19 protein-coding genes are annotated in these 22,754 nt (G+C 56.5%); 7 read left to right on the top strand and 12 right to left on the bottom strand.

All coding sequences use genetic code 11. The annotated features are described in order from the left end of the window. Window positions 1-5: 5 nt before the first annotated feature. On the bottom strand, window positions 6-1,307 hold the full coding sequence (hmgA, locus tag N7220_RS00365) for a homogentisate 1,2-dioxygenase (protein WP_283149487.1): 1,302 nt from the start codon (window positions 1,305-1,307) through the stop codon (window positions 6-8). Between the two features lie 143 nt (window positions 1,308-1,450). Continuing rightward, the gene (gene hppD / locus N7220_RS00360) at window positions 1,451-2,506 is read right to left on the bottom strand and encodes a 4-hydroxyphenylpyruvate dioxygenase (protein ID WP_283149486.1); all 1,056 of its coding nucleotides are present in this window, start codon (window positions 2,504-2,506) and stop codon (window positions 1,451-1,453) included. A 168-nt stretch (window positions 2,507-2,674) separates the two neighbouring features. On the opposite strand from hppD, the gene N7220_RS00355 reads away from it, so the two are divergent. Together N7220_RS00355 and N7220_RS00350 are read left to right on the top strand one after the other, a co-directional pair. After that, window positions 2,675-3,562 carry a LysR family transcriptional regulator gene (locus N7220_RS00355; RefSeq protein WP_283149485.1) on the top strand — a complete coding sequence of 296 codons (888 nt, stop codon included), beginning with the start codon at window positions 2,675-2,677 and terminating at the stop codon, window positions 3,560-3,562. A gap of 120 nt (window positions 3,563-3,682) precedes the next feature. After that, complete coding sequence (locus N7220_RS00350) at window positions 3,683-4,909, top strand: glycoside hydrolase family 5 protein (RefSeq protein WP_283149484.1); 1,227 nt, start codon at window positions 3,683-3,685, stop codon at window positions 4,907-4,909. Between the two features lie 104 nt (window positions 4,910-5,013). On the opposite strand, the gene N7220_RS00345 is transcribed toward N7220_RS00350, so the two are convergent. The 5 genes from N7220_RS00345 to N7220_RS00325 all read right to left on the bottom strand — a co-directional run bounded on the left by N7220_RS00345 (window position 5,014) and on the right by N7220_RS00325 (window position 11,672). After that, on the bottom strand, window positions 5,014-6,450 hold the full coding sequence (locus N7220_RS00345) for a glycoside hydrolase family 1 protein (protein WP_283149483.1): 1,437 nt from the start codon (window positions 6,448-6,450) through the stop codon (window positions 5,014-5,016). Window positions 6,451-6,554: 104 nt separating this feature from the next. Next, window positions 6,555-6,977, bottom strand: coding sequence for a GFA family protein (locus N7220_RS00340; protein WP_483409576.1), 423 nt, complete (start codon window positions 6,975-6,977; stop codon window positions 6,555-6,557). 278 nt (window positions 6,978-7,255) lie between these two features. Beyond that, window positions 7,256-10,063: an aconitate hydratase AcnA gene (gene acnA, locus N7220_RS00335; RefSeq protein WP_390901593.1), complete on the bottom strand. Its 2,808-nt coding sequence runs from the start codon at window positions 10,061-10,063 to the stop codon at window positions 7,256-7,258. A 194-nt stretch (window positions 10,064-10,257) separates the two neighbouring features. Beyond that, window positions 10,258-10,926, bottom strand: a complete 669-nt coding sequence (locus N7220_RS00330; RefSeq protein WP_283149480.1) for an NAD(P)H-dependent oxidoreductase — start codon at window positions 10,924-10,926, stop codon at window positions 10,258-10,260. A gap of 29 nt (window positions 10,927-10,955) precedes the next feature. After that, window positions 10,956-11,672, bottom strand: a complete 717-nt coding sequence (locus tag N7220_RS00325) for an SDR family oxidoreductase (protein WP_283149479.1) — start codon at window positions 11,670-11,672, stop codon at window positions 10,956-10,958. A 109-nt stretch (window positions 11,673-11,781) separates the two neighbouring features. Here N7220_RS00325 and N7220_RS00320 point away from each other — a divergent pair, with 109 nt between their 5' ends. Then, entirely contained in the window at window positions 11,782-12,693 is a 912-nt protein-coding gene (locus N7220_RS00320; protein ID WP_283149478.1) for a LysR family transcriptional regulator, read from the top strand. 34 nt (window positions 12,694-12,727) lie between these two features. Here N7220_RS00320 and N7220_RS00315 read toward each other — a convergent pair whose 3' ends face one another. Both N7220_RS00315 and gcvA read right to left on the bottom strand, forming a co-directional pair. Continuing rightward, the gene (locus tag N7220_RS00315; protein WP_283149477.1) at window positions 12,728-13,543 is read right to left on the bottom strand and encodes an alpha/beta hydrolase; all 816 of its coding nucleotides are present in this window, start codon (window positions 13,541-13,543) and stop codon (window positions 12,728-12,730) included. 46 nt (window positions 13,544-13,589) lie between these two features. After that, the gene (gcvA, locus tag N7220_RS00310) at window positions 13,590-14,468 is read right to left on the bottom strand and encodes a transcriptional regulator GcvA (RefSeq protein ID WP_283149476.1); all 879 of its coding nucleotides are present in this window, start codon (window positions 14,466-14,468) and stop codon (window positions 13,590-13,592) included. A 187-nt stretch (window positions 14,469-14,655) separates the two neighbouring features. Here gcvA and acnB point away from each other — a divergent pair, with 187 nt between their 5' ends. Then, the gene (gene acnB, locus N7220_RS00305) at window positions 14,656-17,241 is read left to right on the top strand and encodes a bifunctional aconitate hydratase 2/2-methylisocitrate dehydratase (RefSeq protein ID WP_283149475.1); all 2,586 of its coding nucleotides are present in this window, start codon (window positions 14,656-14,658) and stop codon (window positions 17,239-17,241) included. An 84-nt stretch (window positions 17,242-17,325) separates the two neighbouring features. Here acnB and N7220_RS00300 read toward each other — a convergent pair whose 3' ends face one another. Together N7220_RS00300 and N7220_RS00295 are read right to left on the bottom strand one after the other, a co-directional pair. After that, window positions 17,326-18,165 carry a DUF2145 domain-containing protein gene (locus N7220_RS00300; RefSeq protein ID WP_283149474.1) on the bottom strand — a complete coding sequence of 280 codons (840 nt, stop codon included), beginning with the start codon at window positions 18,163-18,165 and terminating at the stop codon, window positions 17,326-17,328. Window positions 18,166-18,167: 2 nt separating this feature from the next. After that, window positions 18,168-18,644, bottom strand: a complete 477-nt coding sequence (locus N7220_RS00295) for a hypothetical protein (RefSeq protein WP_283149473.1) — start codon at window positions 18,642-18,644, stop codon at window positions 18,168-18,170. Between the two features lie 242 nt (window positions 18,645-18,886). Here N7220_RS00295 and trhO point away from each other — a divergent pair, with 242 nt between their 5' ends. Next, window positions 18,887-19,834 carry an oxygen-dependent tRNA uridine(34) hydroxylase TrhO gene (trhO, locus tag N7220_RS00290; RefSeq protein ID WP_283149472.1) on the top strand — a complete coding sequence of 316 codons (948 nt, stop codon included), beginning with the start codon at window positions 18,887-18,889 and terminating at the stop codon, window positions 19,832-19,834. Window positions 19,835-19,949: 115 nt separating this feature from the next. On the opposite strand, the gene N7220_RS00285 is transcribed toward trhO, so the two are convergent. Then, complete coding sequence (locus tag N7220_RS00285) at window positions 19,950-20,417, bottom strand: YehS family protein (protein ID WP_283149471.1); 468 nt, start codon at window positions 20,415-20,417, stop codon at window positions 19,950-19,952. A gap of 512 nt (window positions 20,418-20,929) precedes the next feature. On the opposite strand from N7220_RS00285, the gene N7220_RS00280 reads away from it, so the two are divergent. Both N7220_RS00280 and N7220_RS00275 read left to right on the top strand, forming a co-directional pair. Next, window positions 20,930-22,033 carry an aromatic ring-hydroxylating oxygenase subunit alpha gene (locus N7220_RS00280; RefSeq protein ID WP_283149470.1) on the top strand — a complete coding sequence of 368 codons (1,104 nt, stop codon included), beginning with the start codon at window positions 20,930-20,932 and terminating at the stop codon, window positions 22,031-22,033. A 213-nt stretch (window positions 22,034-22,246) separates the two neighbouring features. Further along, window positions 22,247-22,522, top strand: a complete 276-nt coding sequence (locus N7220_RS00275) for a hypothetical protein (RefSeq protein ID WP_283149469.1) — start codon at window positions 22,247-22,249, stop codon at window positions 22,520-22,522. Window positions 22,523-22,754: the final 232 nt, after the last annotated feature.

Here is a 22,754-nt window from a genome sequence, read left to right as displayed (position 1 = left end):
CGGGTTCATGCTTGTGGTTTGAAACGCTTGGCAATGCTGGACCAGCAATCCGCGTAATCGCGCTGGCGTTCTGGGCTTTGCAGCGCCGCTACGCTGGGGCGCATGGGCAAACGGCTTTCAAACATGAACGCCATGGTGTTCTGTAGATAATCTGCTTTGTGCGTATCGGCCTGCAATGCGCGCTCCACCGTGGCGGCATCCGGTCCGTGGCCAGTCATGCTCGGGTGCAGGCTGGCGCCGCCAGGCAAAAAGCCATCGGCTTTGGCGTCATACGCGCCATGAATGAGACCCATGAATTCACTGGCGACATTGCGGTGAAACCACGGCGGGCGAAAAGTGTCTTGCATGACCAGTACGCGCGGCGGAAAAACCACGAAGTCCAGGTTGTCCACGCCCGGTGTTTCCGAGATCGACTGCAGCACCAGAAATATGGATGGATCCGGATGGTCAAAACTCACTGATCCCAGTGTGTTAAAGCGGCGTAAGTCGTATTTATACGGTGCGTAATTGCCATGCCACGCCACCACATCAAACGGCGAGTGATCCAGCACGCCAGCCCACAAGTGACCCAGATATTTGCTGACCAGCTGAGTGGGAACGTCCCGATCTTCAAACCACGCCTGCGGGTAGAGAAAGTCTCGTGCTGCAGCGAGCCCATTGGAGCCGATCACTCCGAGATCAGGCAGGCGAAATGGCGTGCCAAAGTTCTCGCACACATACCCACGTGCCGATTCATCCAGAAGTTGCACGCTGAGGCGCACACCACGCGGTATCACCACTATCTCTTGCGGTTCAACTTCCAGAATGCCCAATTCGGTGACCAGTTGCAGCCGTCCTGCTTGCGGCACGATCAGCATTTCGCCATCGGCATTGCAGAAAGTTCGATCAACCATGCTGCGGTTGGCCGCATAGAGATAGATGCCAAAACCAGCATGCAAAGCGGGGTCGCCGTTGCCTACGTAAAGCTGCAAACCGTCAATAAAGTCGGTGGGTGCATCCGGCACGCCGAGCGGGCTCCAGCGCAAGGGTTCAGGCGCGGGGGCGGATTCCAGTTGCGCCGGAAAACCAGGGTGCTCCAGTCGCTGGTTGGTGACTTGCCCGGCGGTGGGTCGCAGCCGATACAACCAGCTACGTCGATTACTGGCCCGCGGCGCGGTAAAAGCGGTGCCGGAAATTTGTTCGGCGTAGAGGTCGTATGGGCAATGCTGCGGCGAATTGCGCCCTTGCGGCAACGCGCCTGGAAGCGCCTCGGAGGCGAATTCATTGCCAAAGCCGGATTGATAAATCAACTTGCCAGCAGCATGCATGATGCGATCTCGTGTAGGGTTTGCACCCGGAAGGTGCGAACGCGTTCAAGCCGTTTACGGGCGCGCGCCAGTGCGCACCCTACGTCCGTGCCACGCAATGCAACCCCGGACTCTCACTACGTTTCATCCGGGCTACAGAGTAGTTACAGCACGCCGCGTCGGCGCTGGTCTTCTTCAATGGAATCAAATAGCGCCTTGAAATTACCTTCGCCAAAGCCCTCGTTACCTTTGCGCTGGATGATTTCAAAGAACAGCGGACCGATGACCGTATCCGTGAAGATTTGCAGCAGCAGGTCTTCTTTGCCGGTTTTATCTTGTGGCTCGCCATCGACCAGAATGCGGTTACGCTGCAGGCGCGCCATGTCCTGATGGTGATCGGGCAGGCGCTTTGGCAGTTGTTCGTAATAGGTGTCGGGCGTATCCAGAAAATGGATCTCGTTGCGGCGCAAGGCCTCTACGGCACCGTAAATGTCCGCGGTAGCCAGCGCGATGTGCTGAATGCCTTCGCCGTGATGAATGCGCAGGTATTCGGCAATCTGGCTTTTGTCGTCGGCGGATTCATTGATGGGGATGCGGATCTTGCCACAGGGGCTAGTCATGGCCCGGGAGAATAATCCTGTGGATTTGCCCTTGATATCGAAGTAACGAATCTCGCGGAAATTGAAGAAATCCGTGTAGAAGTTCGCCCACAAATCCATGTGGCCGCGTTCGACATTGTGGGTCAGGTGATCGATATAACTTAGTCCCACGCCCGCAGGGTGCTGATCCACGCCGGGAATAGGGCGGAAGTCCACGTCATAAATACTCTGCTGGCCGTAGCGATCCACCAGATACACCAACGCGCCGCCAATGCCCTCAATGGCTGGAATCTGCAATTCCATCGGGCCCGCGCCAGATTCGACCAGTTTGGCGCCTTTCTTTTTCAGCTCTTCGACGGCAAACGCGGCATCTTTCACGCGCAAGGCAAAGGCATTGGCGCTCGGGCCATGCGTGGCGGTGAACTGTGCGGCCTGGCTGTTGGGTTCGGCATTCAGAATGAAATTGATATCACCCTGGCGATACAACGTGACGTTTTTGCGGCGGTGGCGGGCAATCGCCACAAAACCCAGTCGCTCAAACAGCGCGGCCAGTTCGGCCGGATTGGCAGACGAATACTCAACAAACTCAAAACCATCGGTACCCAGCGGGTTGTCCCACATCGCAAACGCCTCCTTGGTGGTCTGTTCTCCGGCCGGGCGCGCGCCTGCAAGCTTGTGGCTCGCGGCGGCTGTCCTTATTTGATCGGCCAGCAGTGGATGCTTCGCATTTCAACCTTTTCGCGCCTATCATTCAAACGAATAATTTCAATCCATTATCAAGAAAAACTCATGAATATCACTTTGCGGCAATTGCGGGCGTTTCTGGCAGTGGCGCGGGGCGGCGGTTTTACTGAGGCCGCACGCGAACTCAACCTGACGCAATCAGCGCTAAGTTTGCTGGTAAAAGACCTGGAGGCTGAAATCGGCTTCAGATTGTTTGATCGCACCACCCGCCGGGTAGTTCTGTCGCAGCCAGGCGCGGAGTTTTTGCCTGCTGCGCGGCAGATTTTTGATGACCTGCAAAGCGCGGTGCGCAGCGCGTCAGACCTGGCGACATTGGAAAAAGGGCGCGTGCGCATCTGTGCGCCGCAAATGCTGGCTTGCACCCTGGTTGCGCCAGCCATGGCGCGCTATCACGCCGACCACCCCAAAGTGGAACTCAAACTGGTCGATACGCTTCTGGGGAATATGCTCGATGCGGTAGTGGCGGGTGAGGTGGATTTTGCCGTCGGCCCCGATCGCAAAAATGACGCTCATCTCTTGCGCACGCCGTTGTTTCAGAGCCCGTTTGCGCTGTGGTGCCGGTCGGATCACCCGCTGGCCAGTTGCGCAAGCGTGGCGTGGTCACAACTGGCTGCGCATTCAATCATCATCATGGAAAGCGATTTCAGCACACGGCTGTTGCCCGAGCTACAAACGCAAGACCCGACTTTGACGCTGACTCCGTCATATACGGTCGGTTTTGTCAGCACCGGACTCGGGATGGCTGGCGCTGGCTTAGGTGCGGTGATCGCTCCGACTTATGTCGCGCCGATGGCGCAGGCGTTTAATTTGCGCTGCGTGCGACTCACCGGCCCGCAATTAAGCCGGGAAGTTTCGGTATATCGCCGCCCGGACCGGTCACTGTCGCCAGCGGCGGCAAAGTTTCTGGAAGTACTGAAAGAAACTGCCGGATAGATCTCCCGGTTGCTGTAAACAACACACCCGGATTGCTGCGAACGAGCTGGCCATGCCTGAAAGAGGGCGATCACTATAAGCTAGCGCGGTTGCTCACAAGCCATCGTTCAAGGATTCGCAATGCTGCGCCGATTTGTCCGTTTATTGCTTGCCACTACCGTGTATTTATCGGCCGCGCCGTTCACCCATGCTGCGGATCTGATGAGCTTTTGGGAAACGCCACAATATGGCGGCAACAGCTTTAATCGCCTGCCGCCCACCAAGCCCTACTTCGACGCACTGCATGCCTATGGCGCCACGTGGGTGCGGCTAGCTTATGACAAATGGCAGGGCCAGCAGCATGACTTCCTGATCGGCAATGCTGGCGATTATCGCGGCCTGCAACCAACTGATCTGGCCACACTTAAAGCCACGCTGGATCGAGCCCAGGCTGCAGGTTTGAAAGTGGTGATTGCGCCGCTGTCTTTGCCGGGCGCTCGCTGGAGACAAAACAATCGTGGCCAGCTGGATGACCGGCTTTGGCACGATCCCAAATATGCGCAACAAGCAGCGGCTTTCTGGCGCGATCTGGCGCGCGAATTGAAAGATCATCCCGCCGTGGCTGCCTACAACCTGCTGAACGAACCGGTTCCCGAACAAAACGGTGGTCTGGCCGGGCATGCCGACATTGCCGCCCAACAAGCCTGGTATCAACAGCAACGCGGCGGCCCGCGTGATTTGCCCGCGTTTTATAACGCGGTCATCAAGGCCATTCGTGAGGTCGACCCGCTCACGCCAATCATGGTGGATTCAGGCTGGTATGGCGCCGCCGATATGTTTAGCTATTGGCCTGGTGCGCTGGCCGATTCACGCGTGCTGTACAGCTTTCACATGTATGAGCCGTATGAAGCCACCAGCCCGGACAATCTCACACGTCAGCCGCAATACACCTATCCTAGCGACGTGCCGGTGGCGGGCAAGACCCTGCATTGGGATGCACAGCAGGTTGCGCGCTGGATGCAGGTGCCGCTGGACTGGGCCAAAGCACGCAATATTCCGCCGCAACGGATGGTGGCGGGTGAGTTTGGCTGCATGCGTATGTGGTCGGGTTGCGCCGCGTATTTGCAGGATGTATTGAGCGCGCTGGATCAGGCAAAAATCCACTGGGCGTTTTACAGTTTCCGGGAAGATGTCTGGGATGGCATGGATTACGAGCTAGGTCATTTCAAAGTACCTGACGTGTATTGGACCGCCATCAAACTGAACGCACCAGACCCGGTGATTCGCCGCAGCAACTCGATGTTTGAGCCGATTCATCAACGTCTGCAGCACATCACTGCATCTGCCACTGCGGCGGCGAAGCAATAAAAAGTGGCTCGCCAAAGCGAGCCACTGGACACCCCAAAAACGTATTTCTCAGCAAAACAATGTTTGAATTTTGTTTATAAAAATCATGATGTTATTGGTTTTTCTTAAAGCTTTTTGCCATTACTGGCAATGACATCGCGATACCAGTAAAAACTGTCTTTCGGAATTCGTCGTAAATTTTTTTCGTGCGTTTCATCGCGATCGACATACACAAAGCCATAGCGTTTTTGATAACCGTTCAGCCAGCTCAAGATGTCGGTAAACGACCAGGCGCAATACCCCAGCAGCTGCACGCCGTCGCTAATCGCTTGCTGGCAGGCTTCAAGGTGACCTTTCAGATAAGCAATGCGATAGGCATCGTGAATGGTGTCGTCTGCTTGTAGCGTATCGAACTCGCCCAGACCATTTTCGGTGATCATCATCGGCAACGCGTAACGACTGGAGATGCGGCGCAAAGCGATGCGCAAACCAGTCGGATCGATTGCCCAGTCCCAGTTGGATGTTTCCAGATTGGGATTGGCCGCGGTGCGATACAGGCCGGGCACGCCACTGGATGGCGTGGTGCCTTTCTGGCCGGTGGTGTTGATGCGTTTCATGCCCACGCCATCCAGCGGGTTTTCGGTAAAGGTGGTGGTGTAGTAGTAGTTCACGCCCACAAAATCAGGCAGGCCGCGCTGGAAGATTTCCAGATCGCCCGGCTCAATCTGCGGTGCTTCGCCGGTTTGCTGCAAATAATGCAGCGCCGCTTGCGGATAGCGACCAAAGCAATAGACGTCCAGCCACCAGTAATTGGTGAATTCATCGGCGTTTTCAAAGGCCAGGATGTCAGCGGGTGCGCTGGATGCCGGGTAGGCGGGTGAATAGGCAAAGCTCGGGCCAATCTGACCGGTGGGCACGTGCTTGCGGAATGCGGCAATGACCGTGGCATTAGCCAGAAAAGCCAGGTGATTGGCGGCAAAGAAGCGCTTGCGGTCTTCTACGCCAGGTGGATGTGTGCCCAATTGAAAAGCGTTGGTGAAGTTGAAGTTCTGCTCGTTCAGAGAAACCCAATATTTAACCTTGCCGCCAAAGCGCTGAAACAAGGTGACGCAATAGCGTTCGAAATCCGCAATGATCTCGCGGCTTTCCCAGCCGCCGTATTCGTCCTGCAAGGCTTGGGGCAAATCCCAGTGATACAGCGTGAGCACGGGTTCAATGCCGTGAGCGATCAACTCATCGATCAGGCGTTCGTAAAAGGCCAGGCCAGCCTCGTTAACCGCGCCGCGCCCTTGCGGATAAATGCGTGGCCAGCTCACCGAGAAGCGATACGCCTTCATGCCCATTTGCGCCATGAGCGCGACATCTTCAGCAAAGCGGTGATAGTGATCGACCGCCACATCGCCATTGCTACCCTGAAATGTCTTGCCAGGAATCTTGGTAAAAGAATCCCAAACCGACGGACCTTTGCCGTCAACATTCCAGGCGCCTTCTACCTGGTAAGCCGCCGAGGCAGCGCCCCACAAGAAACCTTCGGGAAAGTCTTTCAACTTGCGATGAAACATGTTGCGCTCCTGGGTGTGAGTTGGATCCACCTTAGCGGCGATATCAATGGCAGGACAGAGGCATATTTACCTTGCTGGCTGAGCGGCTTGCTCGACCCGACATCTCAAGACGACCGCTCGGCAAAACAGGGTTGGGTAGAGCCATCCAGCCAGGGTTGATCTTGACTGGTCCAGATATGCCCAAGCGGGCGCAGACCTGGATCAGTATCGAGGGTGGCGACCCGCAAAATCACGTGGGTTTGCCCGTCTCTTGCGGCGAACAAATGCGATCCACACACGGAGCAAAAGTAACGGCGCTTGCCCGGAGACGATTCAAACGCCGTGAGCTTTTCTTCGCCGCACAACAGACGGAAATGACTGCGTTGCACACCGGCCGTAGCGACTTCACGGGCGGCATTAGCTTTGCGGCAAGTTTGGCAGTGGCAAATCCAGATGGGCATATCCAGTTGCGTTAGCTCATAAACAACGGCCTGGCACAGGCAACTTCCTTTCAGTGTGTCTTTGGAATTTTCATTATTATTTATCATAATATTCATGTTGTTATGGATTGTTTTTGATGTTATTTGAGAGGGTTTTAATCGCACTGCTGCACGCTATGTTTTCGTGACATCACCCATTTTGTGACTAGTCGCAAATATTTATTGCAGTTCGTAGCCCGGATGAAGCGAAGCGGGGGTCCGGGATCGCAACATATCAATACGCCGCTTGTATTTGAACCAGCCAACACGGCATCCCGGATTCCCGCCCCGCGGGCTTCATCCGGGCTGCAGATATTTCTCTCCCCTGGATATGCAATCCGAACCCGCTACTGCAGTAGTCCGCGCAATACAAACGGCAAGATGCCGCCATGCTTGAAGTAGTCCACCTCAATTGGCGTGTCGATCCGGCACAGCACTGTTACGTTCTGCTTGCTGCCGTCAGTGCGAGTAATCACCAGCGTTAAATCCTGTTGCGGTTTCAGATTTTCATCTACGCCCAGCACATCAAATGTTTCATCTCCCTTTAGTCCCAGGCTGACTGCGCTGTCGCTACCTTTGAACTGCAGCGGCAACACGCCCATGCCCACCAGATTGCTGCGATGTATCCGCTCAAAACTGCGGGCGACCACAGCTTTGGCACCGAGTAATGCGGTGCCCTTGGCTGCCCAATCCCGACTGGAGCCAGTGCCATATTCTTCGCCCGCAAAAACAATGGTGGGAATGCCGCGCTGGATATACACCTGCGCCGCGTCGTAGACGGTGGTTTGCTGGCCGTCGAGCAAGGTAAATCCACCTTCAATGCGTGTGCCGTCGGCTTTGGCGGGCAGCATCAGATTCTTGACCCGCACATTGGCAAAGGTGCCGCGAATCATTACGTCATGATTGCCACGACGCGAGCCGTAGCTATTGAAGTTGGGTCGCTGCACGTTATGCGCCAGCAAATACTGGCCGGCGGGCGTTTTCTCGCCAAATGAACCGGCTGGGCTAATGTGATCGGTAGTGACCGAATCACCCATGATCAGCAGAGCCTTCGCGCCTTTGATCTCGCCAATGCTGCCTGGCTTCATGGAAAAATCGTCAAAAAACGGCGGCTTGGCGATGTAGGTGGAGTCCGGCCAGCTATAGACCTGACCGACTGGCGCGGGAATGGCGTTCCACAAATCCAGATCTTTGGTCAGATCGCTGTACAGGCGGCGGAAGGTGTCCGGATCCATGGCGTATTTGAGAAGGGCGCTGATTTCTTCACTGGCGGGCCAGATGTCCTTGAGAAAAACCGGCTGGCCATGCCGGTCGTTACCCAGCGGCTCCTGGGTGAGGTCAATATTGGCGCGACCGGCAATGGCAAAGGCGACCACCAGCGGAGGACTGGCCAGATAATTGGCGCGGATGTTCGGGTGTATGCGCGCCTCAAAGTTGCGGTTGCCCGAGAGTACGGCAGCGGCAATCAGATCATTTTTGGTGATGGCTTCGTTGAACTCGGGTGCCAGATCGCCCGCATTGCCGATACAGGTGGTGCAGCCGTAGCCCGCCAAAGCAAAGCCCAGTTGTGCCAGCGGTTCCAGCAGACCTGTTTTTGTCAGATATTCAGTCACCACACGCGAGCCGGGCGCCAGACTGGTTTTGATATGCGGGCTCACCGACAAACCTTTTTCGACCGCCTTTTTCGCCAGCAAGCCAGCGGCAAGCAATACGCCCGGGTTGGATGTATTGGTGCAACTGGTAATGGCGGCAATCAGAATGTCGCCGTTACCCAGGCTGGCGTTGGCATGGCCGGGCGAAACCTGGTCTGGCGTCGGGCGGTTATCGACCATTTCCGCCTTGTTCAGCGCTGCGCCATGTTCCGCCTGCAGAATCTCGGTGGTCGGGCTACTGGCAACGAAGCTCACTACAACCCGACGCGCAAGGTCTGCCGCAGTTTTGGCGAAGCCATTTTCGGCTGCGGGCGCAACGAACAACGCCTCAAAATTCTTGCGCATATCGGGCAAGGGGATGCGGTCTTGCGGACGTTTCGGCCCAGCCAGACTGGGTACGATGCTGCACAAATCCAGTTTAACCACGCGGGTGTAGTCGATCTCGCCCGCGTTGGGCACACCAAACAGCCCTTGCGCTTTGAAGTACGCTTCAAACGCGGCGATTTCATCGTCTTGTCGGCCAGTGCCCTTGAGATAAGCCACGGTCTTTTCGTCAACCGGGAAGAAGCCCATGGTGGCGCCGTATTCCGGTGCCATATTGCCGATGGTGGCGCGATCTACCACCGAAAGGCTGGCCGCGCCTTCGCCAAAAAATTCAACAAACTTGCCGACTACTTTTTCTTTGCGCAGCAATTCGGTCACGGTGAGGACTAGATCAGTGGCCGTGATGCCTTCGTGCAATTTGCCGGAGAGCTCCACGCCAATGACATCCGGCGTGAGAAAGTACACTGGTTGACCCAGCATGCCCGCTTCGGCCTCGATACCGCCCACGCCCCATCCAACCACACCAACGCCGTTGATCATGGTGGTGTGGCTATCGGTGCCGACCAATGTGTCGGGAAAAGCCACGCCGTCACGCACTTGTACGCCGCGGAACAGATATTCCAGATTCACCTGATGCACGATGCCCACGCCGGGCGGCACCACCTTGAAGGTGTCAAACGCCTGCATACCCCATTTCATGAACTGGTAGCGCTCGGTATTGCGCTTGAATTCCATTTCCATGTTTTTGCGCAGGGCGTCGGGCGTGCCGTAGTAGTCCACCTGTACCGAGTGATCGACCACCAGATCAACCGGCACCAATGGCTCGATTACCTTCGGGTTCTTGCCCAGTTTGTCGGCGACATTACGCATGGCGGCCAGATCGGCCAGCAGCGGCACACCGGTAAAATCCTGCAGTACCACCCGCGCCACCACAAACGGAATCTCATCTGTGCGCGACGCATTGGCGCCCCAATTGGCCAGTTGCTTGATGTGCGCATCGGTCACTTTTTTGCCGTCGCAATTGCGCAGGACCGATTCCAGCACAATGCGGATCGATACCGGCAAACGACTAATGCGGCCAATGCCGGCGCTTTCCAGAGCGGGCAGGCTGTAGTACTGCAACTGGCGGCCATCCGCCGTTTTGAGTGTTTTGAGTGAATGATAAAGGTCGTGCGACATCATGAACTCCTTGGGGTGGCGGCAGGCGCTGGCGCGGGTATGGGTGCGACCGCATTGGCGGATGCTGGTTCGCGCCAGGTTGCAATGGCTACTCATCATCTTTGCCGATGCTCGCCAAAAACCCAAGGGCGGATTGGGTAACGAGCCGCCATTATTGGTCAGCCCGTCTGCTTGCATGTGAAGTACGCCGTCGTTCAGTATTGTCCGGGGTCGATGGCAGTTTCGTTGTGGATGCCGGCCAGGCGAGCGGCCCATTCATCCAGCCAGCGACGGCGCTGGTCTTCATCGACGCGTGCTGCGCTGTGGTGGATTTCCGGGCGTAGCACTTCCATGCCGGTGAACTGCAGCATGCCGCGATGAATGGGGCGCAGGATGCCGTTCATATCGCCATTCAAACCCCCGGCGATGTAGTTGTCCTGCGGCCCGCCCGTGGTGAGCGACAGCAACGCCCGCTTGCCGCGCAGCAGGCCGGTTTCATAAACATGGCCATAACCATAAACGCGACCCATGGCAAAAACCCGATCCACCCAGCCCTTGAGGATGGCGGGCAAGCCAAACCACCATAATGGGAACTGCCAGATCATCAGATCGCACCACAATATCTTCTGGATTTCTGCCTCCAGCTCGGGAGCGAAGCCGTCCTGTTCGGTGGCATAAACTTCTTCGGCTTGCGGCTTCAGGAACGCCGGGTTCTTCACGGTCTTGAAGTTGCGGCGATCAGAAACCGGATCGAACTGCATGGCGTAAAGGTCGCTTACCCGTACTTCATGTCCGGCGGCGAGCAGCGCCTGTACCGTTATGTCGCGTAGGGCGCCGTTAAAGCTATTGGGTTCAGGGTGGGCGTAGACCAGTAATACTTTCATGATGGGTTCTCCTGTTGGCGAGCGCCGGTTCAGCGCGCACCGCCATCAACGTCAATCAGCGCATTGGTGGTAAAGCCGTTGCTGATCACAAATTCAATGGCGTCGACCACTTCATCCGAATGACCCGTACGCCCAACCAGGAGGTTTTTTGCAATATCGGCAAACAACCCGGCTTTGGCATCGGCGGGTAAATCGTCGTAGGCCGGGGTGTCGATCAGCCCCGGCGAAATGACGTTGACGCGTAGCGGTGCCAGCTCATGCGACAGCGTTTGCGCCATCTGGGTGATTGCGCCATTAACCGCCGCTAGCCCAGCCGTATTGGCAATGGCCGTGCGCGATGCGGCGCCGCTTAGCAGGGTGATGGAGCCATCTTTGCGTAGCATAGGCAGGGCGGCGCGAATCGAGCGCCAGTAACCGACGGCCTTTTGCTCAAATGCCTTCAGCAATGCGGCGCCATCGATATCGCGGATCGAACCCCAAGCGGCGCTGCTGGAGGCCGTTACCACCAGGTGATCGATATGACCCACTCGGGCAAACAGGTTTTGCAGCGATTCTTCGCTGGAAAAGTCCACGGTATAGGCACTGGCGATGCCTTTGATGGTGGCCAGTGCCGCATCAAGCTTGGCTTGCGAGCGCCCGGCAATGATGACTTCTGCGCCAGCCAGAGCCAGCCGTTGCGCAGTGGCCAGACCCATGCCGGTGTTGCCGCCAATAATCAGAACGCGTTGTTGCTGCAGGTTTTTCATGATGTGCTCCACGATTCGGGTTGTTGAAAACGTGAAGCCAGCTTAAGTTTTGCTGAGTTATTCGTGAAATGGATTATCCTTATTCAAGGTATTTAACCGTTGAATAGTCATGAATCTGAACCGACTTGATTTGAATCTACTGAAGTCGCTGGACGTACTACTGGCCGAGCGCAACGTAACCCGCGCTGCGGCGCGGCTGAATCTGTCGCAGCCAGCGGTGTCCAGCCAGCTCAAGCAGTTGCGTGCCTTGTTTGATGATCCGCTGCTGATTCCGGGTGGCGCGCGCGGCATGCTACCAACGCCACGAGCGCAGGCGCTGCAAGAACCGTTGCGTGACTATCTGGCGCAGTTGCTGGCGCTGGTGGCGGAACAGCAGGGGTTTGATCCGCTCAGCGCCCAGCGCACCTGGCGGATCAGCGCGTCGGATGCCATGCACTCAGTAGTGGTGCCGGGTTTGTTGCGCCGTTTGCGCGAGCGAGCGCCGGGCTGTCAGTTGTCTTTGTTGCAGCCGCCGCTGGCGGCTTTGCCGGAATTGACGAGTACCGGTGAAATCGATCTGGTTATCGCCTCGCATCCATCCATGCCGGAACAACTCAAAACCCGCGAGCTGTACCGGGAAAACTATGTCTGCGTATTGCGCCTGGATCACCCGGCTGCGCGTGAACCACTTGACCTGGATCGGTTCTGCAGTATGTTTCACTTGCTGACATCGCCGGTGGGCGGTGGCTTCTACGGCATTGTCGACGAGACGCTCGCGGCGCTAGGGCGCTCGCGCACGGTGCTGGTGTCGGTGCCCAGCTTTTTGTTGGTTCCGTCATTGGTGGCCGCGAGTGATTTGATCGCCACTGTGCCTGCACATATGGCAGCGACCTGGCAGGGGCGCGTGGCTATATTGGCGCCGCCCTGCGAAGTGCCCCGGTTTTCGATGGAGATGGGCTGGCACCCGCGAAATCAGGCAGACCCAGGTCTGCGTTGGCTGCGCGAGCAAATCATGGAAGTGATGGCGCAAGAGCTGGATTGAGTTTTGCGGCAGAGCGCCGTCATCACTTGTCGAGCTAGTGAGGACTGATCCAGTCTGCAATATCCTGCACAACTTTGGCTTCAATGCCATTGAAGCCGTGGTGCGCCAGCGCCTCACAGGCATCGCCCTTATCCTGACCGCCGGTTTCCATAATCAACATTTTGCGCGGCGTGTTCACGAGCTTGTCCATGAAGCCGGGCAAAGCGCTGGCCGGGCAATGCATGCAGCCGTCTTGCTGGTGATGCACAACCAGCACCGGAATGCGCAGACTGGTCAGGTCCATGGCCGGAACCGGCGTGCTGCGGTCATCGGTCAGAATGGTTGAGGTGAGCACGATGCCGTCCGGCCCGCCACTGCCAGCGAGGCGAATGGCCGCGGCGGCGACCGATTGCGTGCCTCTGCTGGTGCCGATCAGCCAGACCGGGGTCTTGGTGTGTTCGTGTATCCATGCAATCACCGCCGCGCTGTCAGTGGCGTGCTCGGCGCTTTGCCGGAAACCGTTCAGATAAGGCGGGTCTTGTCGGTCACTCGGGGCGTCAATCACGGCTACTGCAAATCCCGAGCTCGCAAATTGCTGGCGAGTACGCACCAGAAAATTATTGTTGCCTGAGCCAAGGTGTCCGCTGGTGTCTATGCGCAGACCGCCATTACCTCCGGCATAGAGCACAACCACGGCCTTGGGTGATGGCGGTTCGATATACAAGAAGCGCTGGGTCACGTCGGGGCGGGTTTTTACGTCAATCACTTGCTCGGGATAATCGGCATGGGCGACAGAGCTCTGGCATAACCCGCCAACCAGAACGATGGCTTTGATGGCCTGCAGGAGCAAAGCCCGACTAACTTTACCCATCGCATTTTTCCTTATGATTTGTGGCGGTTACCGGGTTCGGGCTGGTTCAGCCTGCGCTTTCCAGCCACTGGCAAAATGCCCCAATCGCCGGATCATCCATTAATAATCGCGGCACCACCCAGTAGTAGTCACGCACGGGAACCACAGGCGCGGGCAGGGCGATGACCAGACCGCCGCGATCCAGTTCACCTTGCATCATTGGCAGCGGCCCGAGCGTGACGCCAAGCCCGTCCATGGCTGCCTGCAAGGTGAAGTGGAAGTGGTCAAACTGCAGTGTGGCGGCTGGTTTTAGGTCGGGCACGCCAGCCAGGGTCAGCCAGCGCTGCCACGCCGTAGGGCGAGTATCGGCATACAGCAGCGTGTGCCGAGCCAGGTCGGCCGGTTTATCCAGTGCAATACGTTGTAGTAGCTCCGGGCTGCACAACAAAACTTCGCGCTCTTCCAGAAAAGGCTTGGCAACATGGCCGGGCCAGTCGCCCGGGCCACGGCGAATGGCGAGATCAAACGGCGTATCAATCCGGCTGATGTCGCGGTCGGACGTCATGATGCGCAGATCAATATCCGGGTGCTGCGTACGAAAACCGGCCAGTCGCGGCAGTAGCCAATGCAACGCCAAAGTGGGTGTGGAGTTGATCACCAGGCGACGCTGACGATCTGGCTGCAGTAGTTGCGCCGTGGCGCTCGAGATCAAGTCCAGCCCGTCTTGCACCTGCACCAGATAGCGCCAGCCGGCGTCGGTCAGCTTGACCCGACCACCGGCGCGTTCAAACAGTTTGACGTTAAGCCATTCTTCTAACTGCTTGATCTGCTTACTCACAGCGCCATGCGTCACGAAAAGTTCGTGTGCGGCGGCAGAAAAGCTCTCCAGACGAGCGGCAGACTCGAATGCGCGCAATGCGTTCAGTGGTGGAAGTGACTGGCTCATCCTGTGAGTATACCTCACAGCTACTGTAGCAATTACTCGTTTGAAGACGCTGTGTAATCCGCGTATTCTGCGCTACAGAAAGGCAGGTCGTTGTGGTCGGCAAGTGCTGCCACAGGCCCGTTTTACCCCGTCAGGAACGATCAATCAGGTCGGTTTTGTTTTACAGCTTCCATACAGGACAATTCTCATGCTTGAAGCCTATCGCCAGCACGTCGCAGAACGCGCCGCTCTCGGCATTCCTCCGCTGCCTCTGACCGCCCAGCAAACTGCTGATCTGGTCGCATTGCTGCAAAACCCGCCCGCCGGCGAAGAGGCATTCCTGCTTGATCTGATCACCCATCGCGTACCGCCTGGCGTGGACGATGCCGCCAAGGTCAAAGCGGCGTTCCTCGCTGCCGTTGCGCAAGGCAAAGATACCTGTACGCTGATCTCCCGCGCCAAAGCGGTTGAGTTGCTGGGCACCATGCTGGGTGGCTTCAATATCAAGCCGATGATTGATCTGCTGGGCGATGCCGAAGTCGGCGCCGTGGCCGCTGCCGGCCTGAAGAAAACCCTGTTGATGTTTGATTACTTCCACGACGTCAAAGAGTTGTCTGACGCGGGCAATGCCAACGCCAAAGAAGTGATCCAGAGCTGGGCCGATGCTGAATGGTTCACCAGCCGTCCGGAAGTACCGCAATCGGTAACGCTGACCGTATTCAAGGTCACCGGCGAAACCAATACCGATGATCTGTCGCCCGCGCCGGATGCCTGGTCGCGCCCGGATATTCCGTTGCACGCCCTGGCCATGCTCAAAAACGCCCGTCCTGGCATTACGCCGGAAGAAGACGGCAAACGCGGCCCAATCCAGTTCATTCAGGATCTGGCCAAAAAAGGCAATCTGATTGCCTACGTTGGCGATGTGGTCGGCACCGGCTCCAGCCGCAAGTCCGCAACCAACTCCGTGCTGTGGTGGACTGGCGATGACATCCCGTTCGTGCCGAACAAGCGTTTTGGCGGCTACTGCCTCGGCGGCAAGATCGCTCCGATCTTCTTCAACACGCAAGAAGACTCCGGCGCGCTGCCAATTGAAGTGGACGTATCCAGTCTGAACATGGGCGACGTGATTGAATTGCGCCCGTACGAAGGCAAAGTATTGAAGAACGGCGAAGTCGTGACCGAGTTCGCTCTCAAGTCTGATGTGCTGTTTGATGAAGTGCGTGCCGGTGGCCGTATCAACCTGATTATTGGCCGTGGCCTGACTGCCAAGGCGCGTGAGTCGCTGGGCTTGCCCGCATCCACACTGTTCCGCCTGCCGACCGCTCCAGTCGTTTCGACCAAGGGTTTCACCCAGGCACAGAAAATGGTTGGCCGCGCAGTTGGCCTGCCGGAAGGTCAGGGCGTGCGTCCGGGCACCTACTGCGAACCACGCATGACTTCGGTTGGCTCGCAAGATACCACCGGCCCGATGACTCGCGACGAACTGAAAGACCTGGCTTGCCTGGGTTTCTCGGCTGATCTGGTCATGCAATCGTTCTGCCACACTGCGGCCTATCCGAAGCCAGTGGACGTCAAAACCCACCACGAACTGCCAGAATTTATCCGCAACCGTGGCGGCGTGTCGCTGCAACCTGGCGATGGCGTGATCCACTCCTGGCTGAACCGTATGCTGCTGCCCGATACCGTTGGTACCGGCGGCGACAGCCACACCCGTTTCCCGATCGGTATTTCGTTCCCGGCTGGCTCTGGCTTGGTCGCGTTCGGTGCTGCCACCGGCGTAATGCCGCTGGACATGCCGGAATCCGTACTGGTGCGCTTCAAGGGCGAACTGCAGCCTGGCATCACCCTGCGTGATCTGGTCAACGCCATTCCGCTGTACGCCATCAAGGCAGGTTTGCTGACCGTCGCGAAGGCTGGCAAGAAGAACATCTTCTCCGGTCGCATTCTGGAAATCGAAGGCCTGCCTAACCTGAAGGTTGAGCAAGCATTTGAACTGACTGATGCTTCGGCCGAGCGTTCGGCCGCCGGTTGTTCGGTGCGTCTGGATAAAGCCCCGATCATCGAATATCTCAATTCGAACATCGTGCTGTTGAAGTCCATGATCACCAACGGTTACGGCGATGCCAAGACCATCGCTCGTCGCGTGAAGGCCATGGAAGCTTGGCTGGCCAACCCGAACCTGATCGAGCCGGATGCCGACGCAGAATACGCCGCCGTAATCGAGATTGATCTGGCCGACGTGAAAGAGCCGATCCTGGCTTGCCCGAACGATCCGGATGATGTGAAAGTGTTGTCCGAAGTTGCTGGCACCAAGATCGACGAAGTATTCATCGGCTCTTGCATGACCAACATCGGCCACTTCCGTGCCGCAGGCAAATTACTGGAAGGCAAGCGCGATATCCCGGTCAAACTGTGGATTGCACCGCCGACCAAGATGGATGCACAGCAACTGACCGAAGAAGGCTACTACGGCACCTTTGGCACTGCTGGCGCTCGTACCGAAATGCCAGGCTGCTCGCTGTGCATGGGTAACCAGGCGCAAGTACGTGAAGGCGCGACCGTGGTTTCGACTTCCACCCGTAACTTCCCGAACCGTCTGGGCAAGAACACCAACGTGTTCCTGAGCTCCGCCGAACTGGCCGCAATTGCTTCGCGCCTGGGTCGTATTCCGACAGTTGAGGAATATATGACCGATGTAGGCGTGCTGGCTTCCAAGAGCAAAGAAGTGTATCGCTACCTCAACTTTAATGAGATCGATACCTACCAGGCGCAAGCGGATAAAGCGACCGTCTGATTCTGGACGAACAATGTAGTAACAAAAAAGCCGACTGTATCCAGTCGGCTTTTTTCATTCCCTTTGCCTGCGAAATACCGAAGGTCAGCGGCCCTTTGTTGCTGGTACAACGACAATACCCTTGGCAATTACCTCACGTTCGGATTGCTCGATCTCCAGCGACTTCATGAACTGGCGAATGGAATCCACCGTGACCACATCAATCAGGCCAGCAGCCCGCCGATCGCCCGGTTGCCCGTCAAACGCAACATTGGCCTTGAACATTCGCCCACCCAGGCGCTTGAACATGCCGATCTTAAGCGTGCTGGGCTGATACCCATTAGCCTTGAGCCAGGCTTGAGCACGCTCACGGCCATTGATGACCTTGCCGCCTTGTGCCTCAGCCAGCACCTCCAGCACCCATTGGTTTGAATTCTGGTGCAGCGTTGAAAACGGGTAGGCTACAACGCTATAGCTGGTCGAATGCATCTGCTCCAGCGCAACGGGATTGTGCAACAAGCCCCACAGTACCTCCTGGGTTTTTGCATCAGGGATCATGATCAAGGAATCAAACGAGAACATGTCATCCATGAAGAAATTACCCAAACCTTCATGCCACAACTCTGACGTGGCCGAGCCACACTCATTGAGCAAATGGGTCATGCGCCAAGGCTGTCCCGGTGCTTCACGTGAGATGAACCCGAGGTGCGAATAACGCAGGCCGTACTCGGAAAGGTCCGAGCCAATGCGTGCAATCAAGGCCACTTTGGGTTGCAGCTCATCAAGAGCCCGGGAGGCCTGCAAGCCCGCTTCCAGGGCGTTGCGGACAACGGTGCCGTCAATGGGTGCGTCGCTGCAGGTCTGACCCGCCCACGCCGTACTGGATATACCAAGCACCATTGCACAAATCAGTGCGCAAATGCGGGGGAATTTGCGATTCGCCATCTTTAGTGACCTGCCGCGGCAGCGGGGGCGCTCGCATCGCTAACGCGGCTGTGTTCCAGCAAGGATTGGCCGGCGGCGTTGGGTACAAAAGCCAGAATCTGACCGGAATAGATCAAGGAATAACCGGTAGCCTCAGAAACTGCGGTCACGGTCTGGCCAACCGCAACCCCCAGTTTTTTGACGACGTCGGCAGAGACAGCCACGGTTGCTTTGCTGCCATCGGCAACTTTCTGCACCGATACTTCAATCACGTCGCCCGTGCCGATAACCAGACCGGCAACGATCATGGCACTGCCTCCGCCCGCAGCTGCTGAAGCTTCAAATGGATGTCCGGTTACAGATAGCACAGGCGCATAAGCGACCGACATGGCACCAGAGCCGATTACGGTAGAAGCAGCGTCGGCACTGAAAGCGGGAGCAGCTTGAATGGTGAAGGCGGCAGACAGAACCAAGGCGGACAACGAAATATGTTTTTTCATGATTGAAATACTCCCTGCGTTGCGAGAAACGCATCGTCGGGGAGTTTTCACGGGATACCAAGGTAAATGCGGTGAATAGACGAATCGTATTTGCCATTAGCCGCGCATCGCATTTCATGTTTGCTTTACGTGAAAGTCGGTTGAATCAATTTTGCGACGCGGGTACATTCCGGCTTCCGGCGCTGGCCGGCCTTTTTATCGGGTCCGTCCTTTACGTGGACGACCACCTGGAGATTTTCTGAATGACTCAAAATACCGCGCATCCCATCGTGGTGGCTGCGCTATACAAGTTCGTCACGCTGACTGATTACGTTGAACTGCGTGAGCCGCTGCAGCAATGCATGAAAGACCTGGGCGTGAAGGGCACGCTGCTGCTGGCCCAAGAGGGCATCAATGGCACCGTGTCTGGCACGCGTGAGGCGATTGATGGCTTGCTGACCTGGCTCAAGAACGATCCGCGCATGCTCGATATCGATCACAAAGAATCGTATTGCGACGAGCAGCCTTTCTATCGCACCAAGGTCAAACTCAAAAAAGAGATCGTCACCTTGGGCGTGCCCGGCGTGGACCCCAACAAAAAAGTTGGCACTTACGTTGAGCCGCAAGACTGGAATGCGCTGATTGCCGATCCGGAAGTACTAGTGATCGATACCCGCAACGATTATGAAGTGGCGATTGGTACTTTCGAGCGCGCCGTTGACCCGCAAACCACCAGCTTCAGCGAGTTTCCCGAGTACATCAAAGAACATTTCGACCCGGCCAAACACAAGAAAGTCGCCATGTTCTGCACCGGCGGCATTCGTTGCGAGAAAGCATCCAGTTATATGTTGGGTGAAGGTTTTGAAGAGGTCTTCCACCTGAAAGGCGGGATTCTGAAATACCTGGAAACCGTGCCGCAGGAAGAATCCCGCTGGAAGGGCGACTGTTTTGTGTTTGATAACCGCGTCACCGTGCGCCACGATTTGAGCGAAGGCGATTTTGAGTTGTGCCACGCCTGCCGCGAGCCGGTGTCGGTAGAAGAACGCAAATCGCCACATTATGTGCCCGGCATTAGCTGCCCGCATTGCTGGAACAGTCTCAGCGAGAAAACCCGCGCCGGTGCGCGTGAGCGGCAAAAGCAGATTGAACTGGCCAAGGCCCGCAATCAGCCCAGTCCGCTGGGTCGCAATATGCGCGAGCAGGAAGACTGACAGCCATTCACTGAATGCATGCAAAAAATAGCCCGCATCAATGTGCGGGCTATTTTTTTGCTGGTGCCAACACAACCATCAAGTTGGCACACAGTCATATGGCCTGCGGCCCGACTTAATTCGGACCACGCACCCGCAGCGTCAAACCCTTGAGGAAGTTGCGCAGCAACTGATCGCCACAGGCGCGGTAGTTTTTCTGACCCTCTTTGCGAAACAGTGCGCTCAATTCTGGCTTGGATACCTCGAATCCCGATGCCGCCAGAATGGTGTGCATGTCGTCTTCTTTCAGTTCAAAAGCCACACGCAGTTTTTTCAGAACTGTGTTGTTGGTGACTGGCCAGACGGTAGGCTGCGGCGCGCGGGTGTCGTCTTTACCACGCTTGAAAATCACCAGACCATTCAGAAAGTGCGCCATGGTTTTGTCGTCGCACTCCGCGTAGCCTTCTTCTTCATCTTTCTTCAGCCATGCGGCCACGTCTTCTTTTTGTGCCTCAAAGTCGGCCAGCTTGAGGATGTCGACAATGCGCTTGTCGCTCAGATCCAGCATGTAGCGCACGCTGCGCATTACGTCGTTATTGATCATGGTGTGTTCCTGTGTCGTTCTTGCCCGGCAAGGCATTGCGCGGCGTTGCCGGGAAAGGCCGTGACAAAACAAATAGATATATCCGTTCTGATCACGACCAAAGAATAGGGTGCTGCGGACTGTTTTGCCCTGGAAAACCGGGCGCGCAATGTGCAACTCAATAGAGCATTGTACAGTGCGGCGTCAGGCATTGCTTTTCTGACTGGAAATTGCGCCAACCGACCTGCAGTCAGCCCGCACTCTGAAGACTGAAAACGGCCACGCCAACCCCTGTTTTCGCAGGCGCGCAGACTCACTTCTGTTATCAAATTCCTGATTTTTAGAAGCTTTCCAATCCCATGACACTTGCGTAAAGCCCCCGTTGCGGGCAGAATTCGGCCTCTCGTGGCTCGGGGTTTTGCGCTCCGAATTTGATTAATGCTTGATGGCTTGCCCACCCATCCGCTGCGCACTTTGCGTCAGCAAAGTGGCAAGACGTCTTAGACCTTCTAGCCCAGGGGGTGTGGGATACTATGAATATTCTGGCTACGGCTGCGTCCATGCAGCTGGACATGTCCACCCAGTTGCCGATTTCGGCATACTTCGACGAAGCCCTGTATCAGCGTGAACTTGAACTCCTGTTCGAGCATGGCCCCAAATATATTGGTCATGAACTGATGGTGCCAGAGGTCGGTGATTACCACGTCCTTGAAGCCACCAACGGCGCTCGCTACCTGAAACGTTCCGCCTCTGGCGTCAAAGCGCTTTCCAACGTCTGCCGGCATCGCCAGGCTTTGATGCTGGAAGGGCGCGGCAATGGCTCACACACCGTTTGCCCATTGCATCGCTGGACGTACAACAATGACGGTCATTTGCTCGGTGCACCGCATTTTGACGACAACCCGTGCCTGCATCTGCCAGAAACCCAACTGCAGAACTGGAACGGGTTGTTGTTTGAGAAAAATGGTCGCGACATCGAAGGTGACCTCAAAAATCTCGGCGTAGCCAAAGATCTCGATTTCTCCAACTACGTCTTTCATAGCGTTAGCGTGGATGAATACGAAGGCAACTGGAAAACCTTTATTGAGGTTTATCTGGAGGACTATCACGTCGAGCCATTCCACCCAGGCTTGGGCAAGTTTGTGACTTGCGACGATCTGAAGTGGGAGTTCGCCGACTGGTATTCGGTGCAGACGGTGGGTGTACACAACGCGCTCTCCAAGCCCGGCTCAAAGACCTATGAGCATTGGCACAAGCAGGTGCTTGAGTACAATCGCGGCGAGCAGCCGCCTTATGGCGCGATCTGGCTGACTTACTATCCCAACGTTATGGTGGAGTGGTATCCGCATACGCTGGTGATTTCCACACTGATTCCGACCGGGCCGCGCAGTTACAAAAACGTGGTCGAATTCTATTACCCGGAAGACATCGCTTATTTCGAGCCGGAATTCATCGCTGCCGAACAAGCGGCTTATATGGAAACCGCGGTAGAAGATGGCGAAATCATCCGACGCATGGAATTGGGTCGCGAGGCGCTACACGCGGCTGGCCGCAATGAAGTAGGGCCGTACCAGTCGCCGATGGAAGACGGCATGCAGCACTTTCACCAGTTTTTGCGGCGCGAACTACGTCTTTAACAGATGGCGGCCTACGTGCCCTGTAACATCAAAAACCCGCCTGCTGGCGGGTTTTTTTGTGGGAAGCCGCCCTCAGCGAAGGCCGACAGCCCGGTAGCGCCTGACTGACGCCAATCCGCCTGCCTGACCGACATAGGCGCAAATCAGTCTTTGGTAGAGTGAAGGCATGACCTTCAGGGCCATATTCATGCTTAACCACTACAGGAGACTGTCATGAAAAAGGCACTCATCACACTTTGTACTGTTGCCACTACGCTTGTTGCCGGTTCGGCACTGGCATCTGCAGGTGCCACGGGTGAACGCGGGTATCGCAACGGGCTTTATAATAATGCCCCACGGCTGAACACTTGGGATACCAGTCAGTCGGCGATGACACCGTACAACAAAGACAACAGCGATGACGTGATCATCCGCCAGGATCAATCCACCACACAGCCCCAGGTGGACGACACTCAAAGCACCATACAGGCGCCTGCAAGCGTCAATTAGCCCGGCATGTCCATTCGCCGATATGGCGACCTGAAAAGGCCCGCACCCAGACAACAAATCCGGGTGCGGGCCTTTTTGTTAACCATCCCAAATGGCGCTGACTGACTTTTTGGTCTTGTGTTGTGGTGTAAATACTTACGAATCAATAACGGATGGTGGTGAATTTTCTGAATGTTCCGGCAAATCAGGCGAATTTCAGTAAGAAATTCCCGGGTTTAGCCACAGTTTTCCG

Origin of the sequence: Silvimonas soli (assembly GCF_030035605.1) — a bacterium.
Classification (GTDB): Bacteria; Pseudomonadota; Gammaproteobacteria; order Burkholderiales; family Chitinibacteraceae; genus Silvimonas; species Silvimonas soli.
Note: the sequence above shows the minus strand (reverse complement) of the source record. Positions and strands in the feature narration are given on the sequence as shown.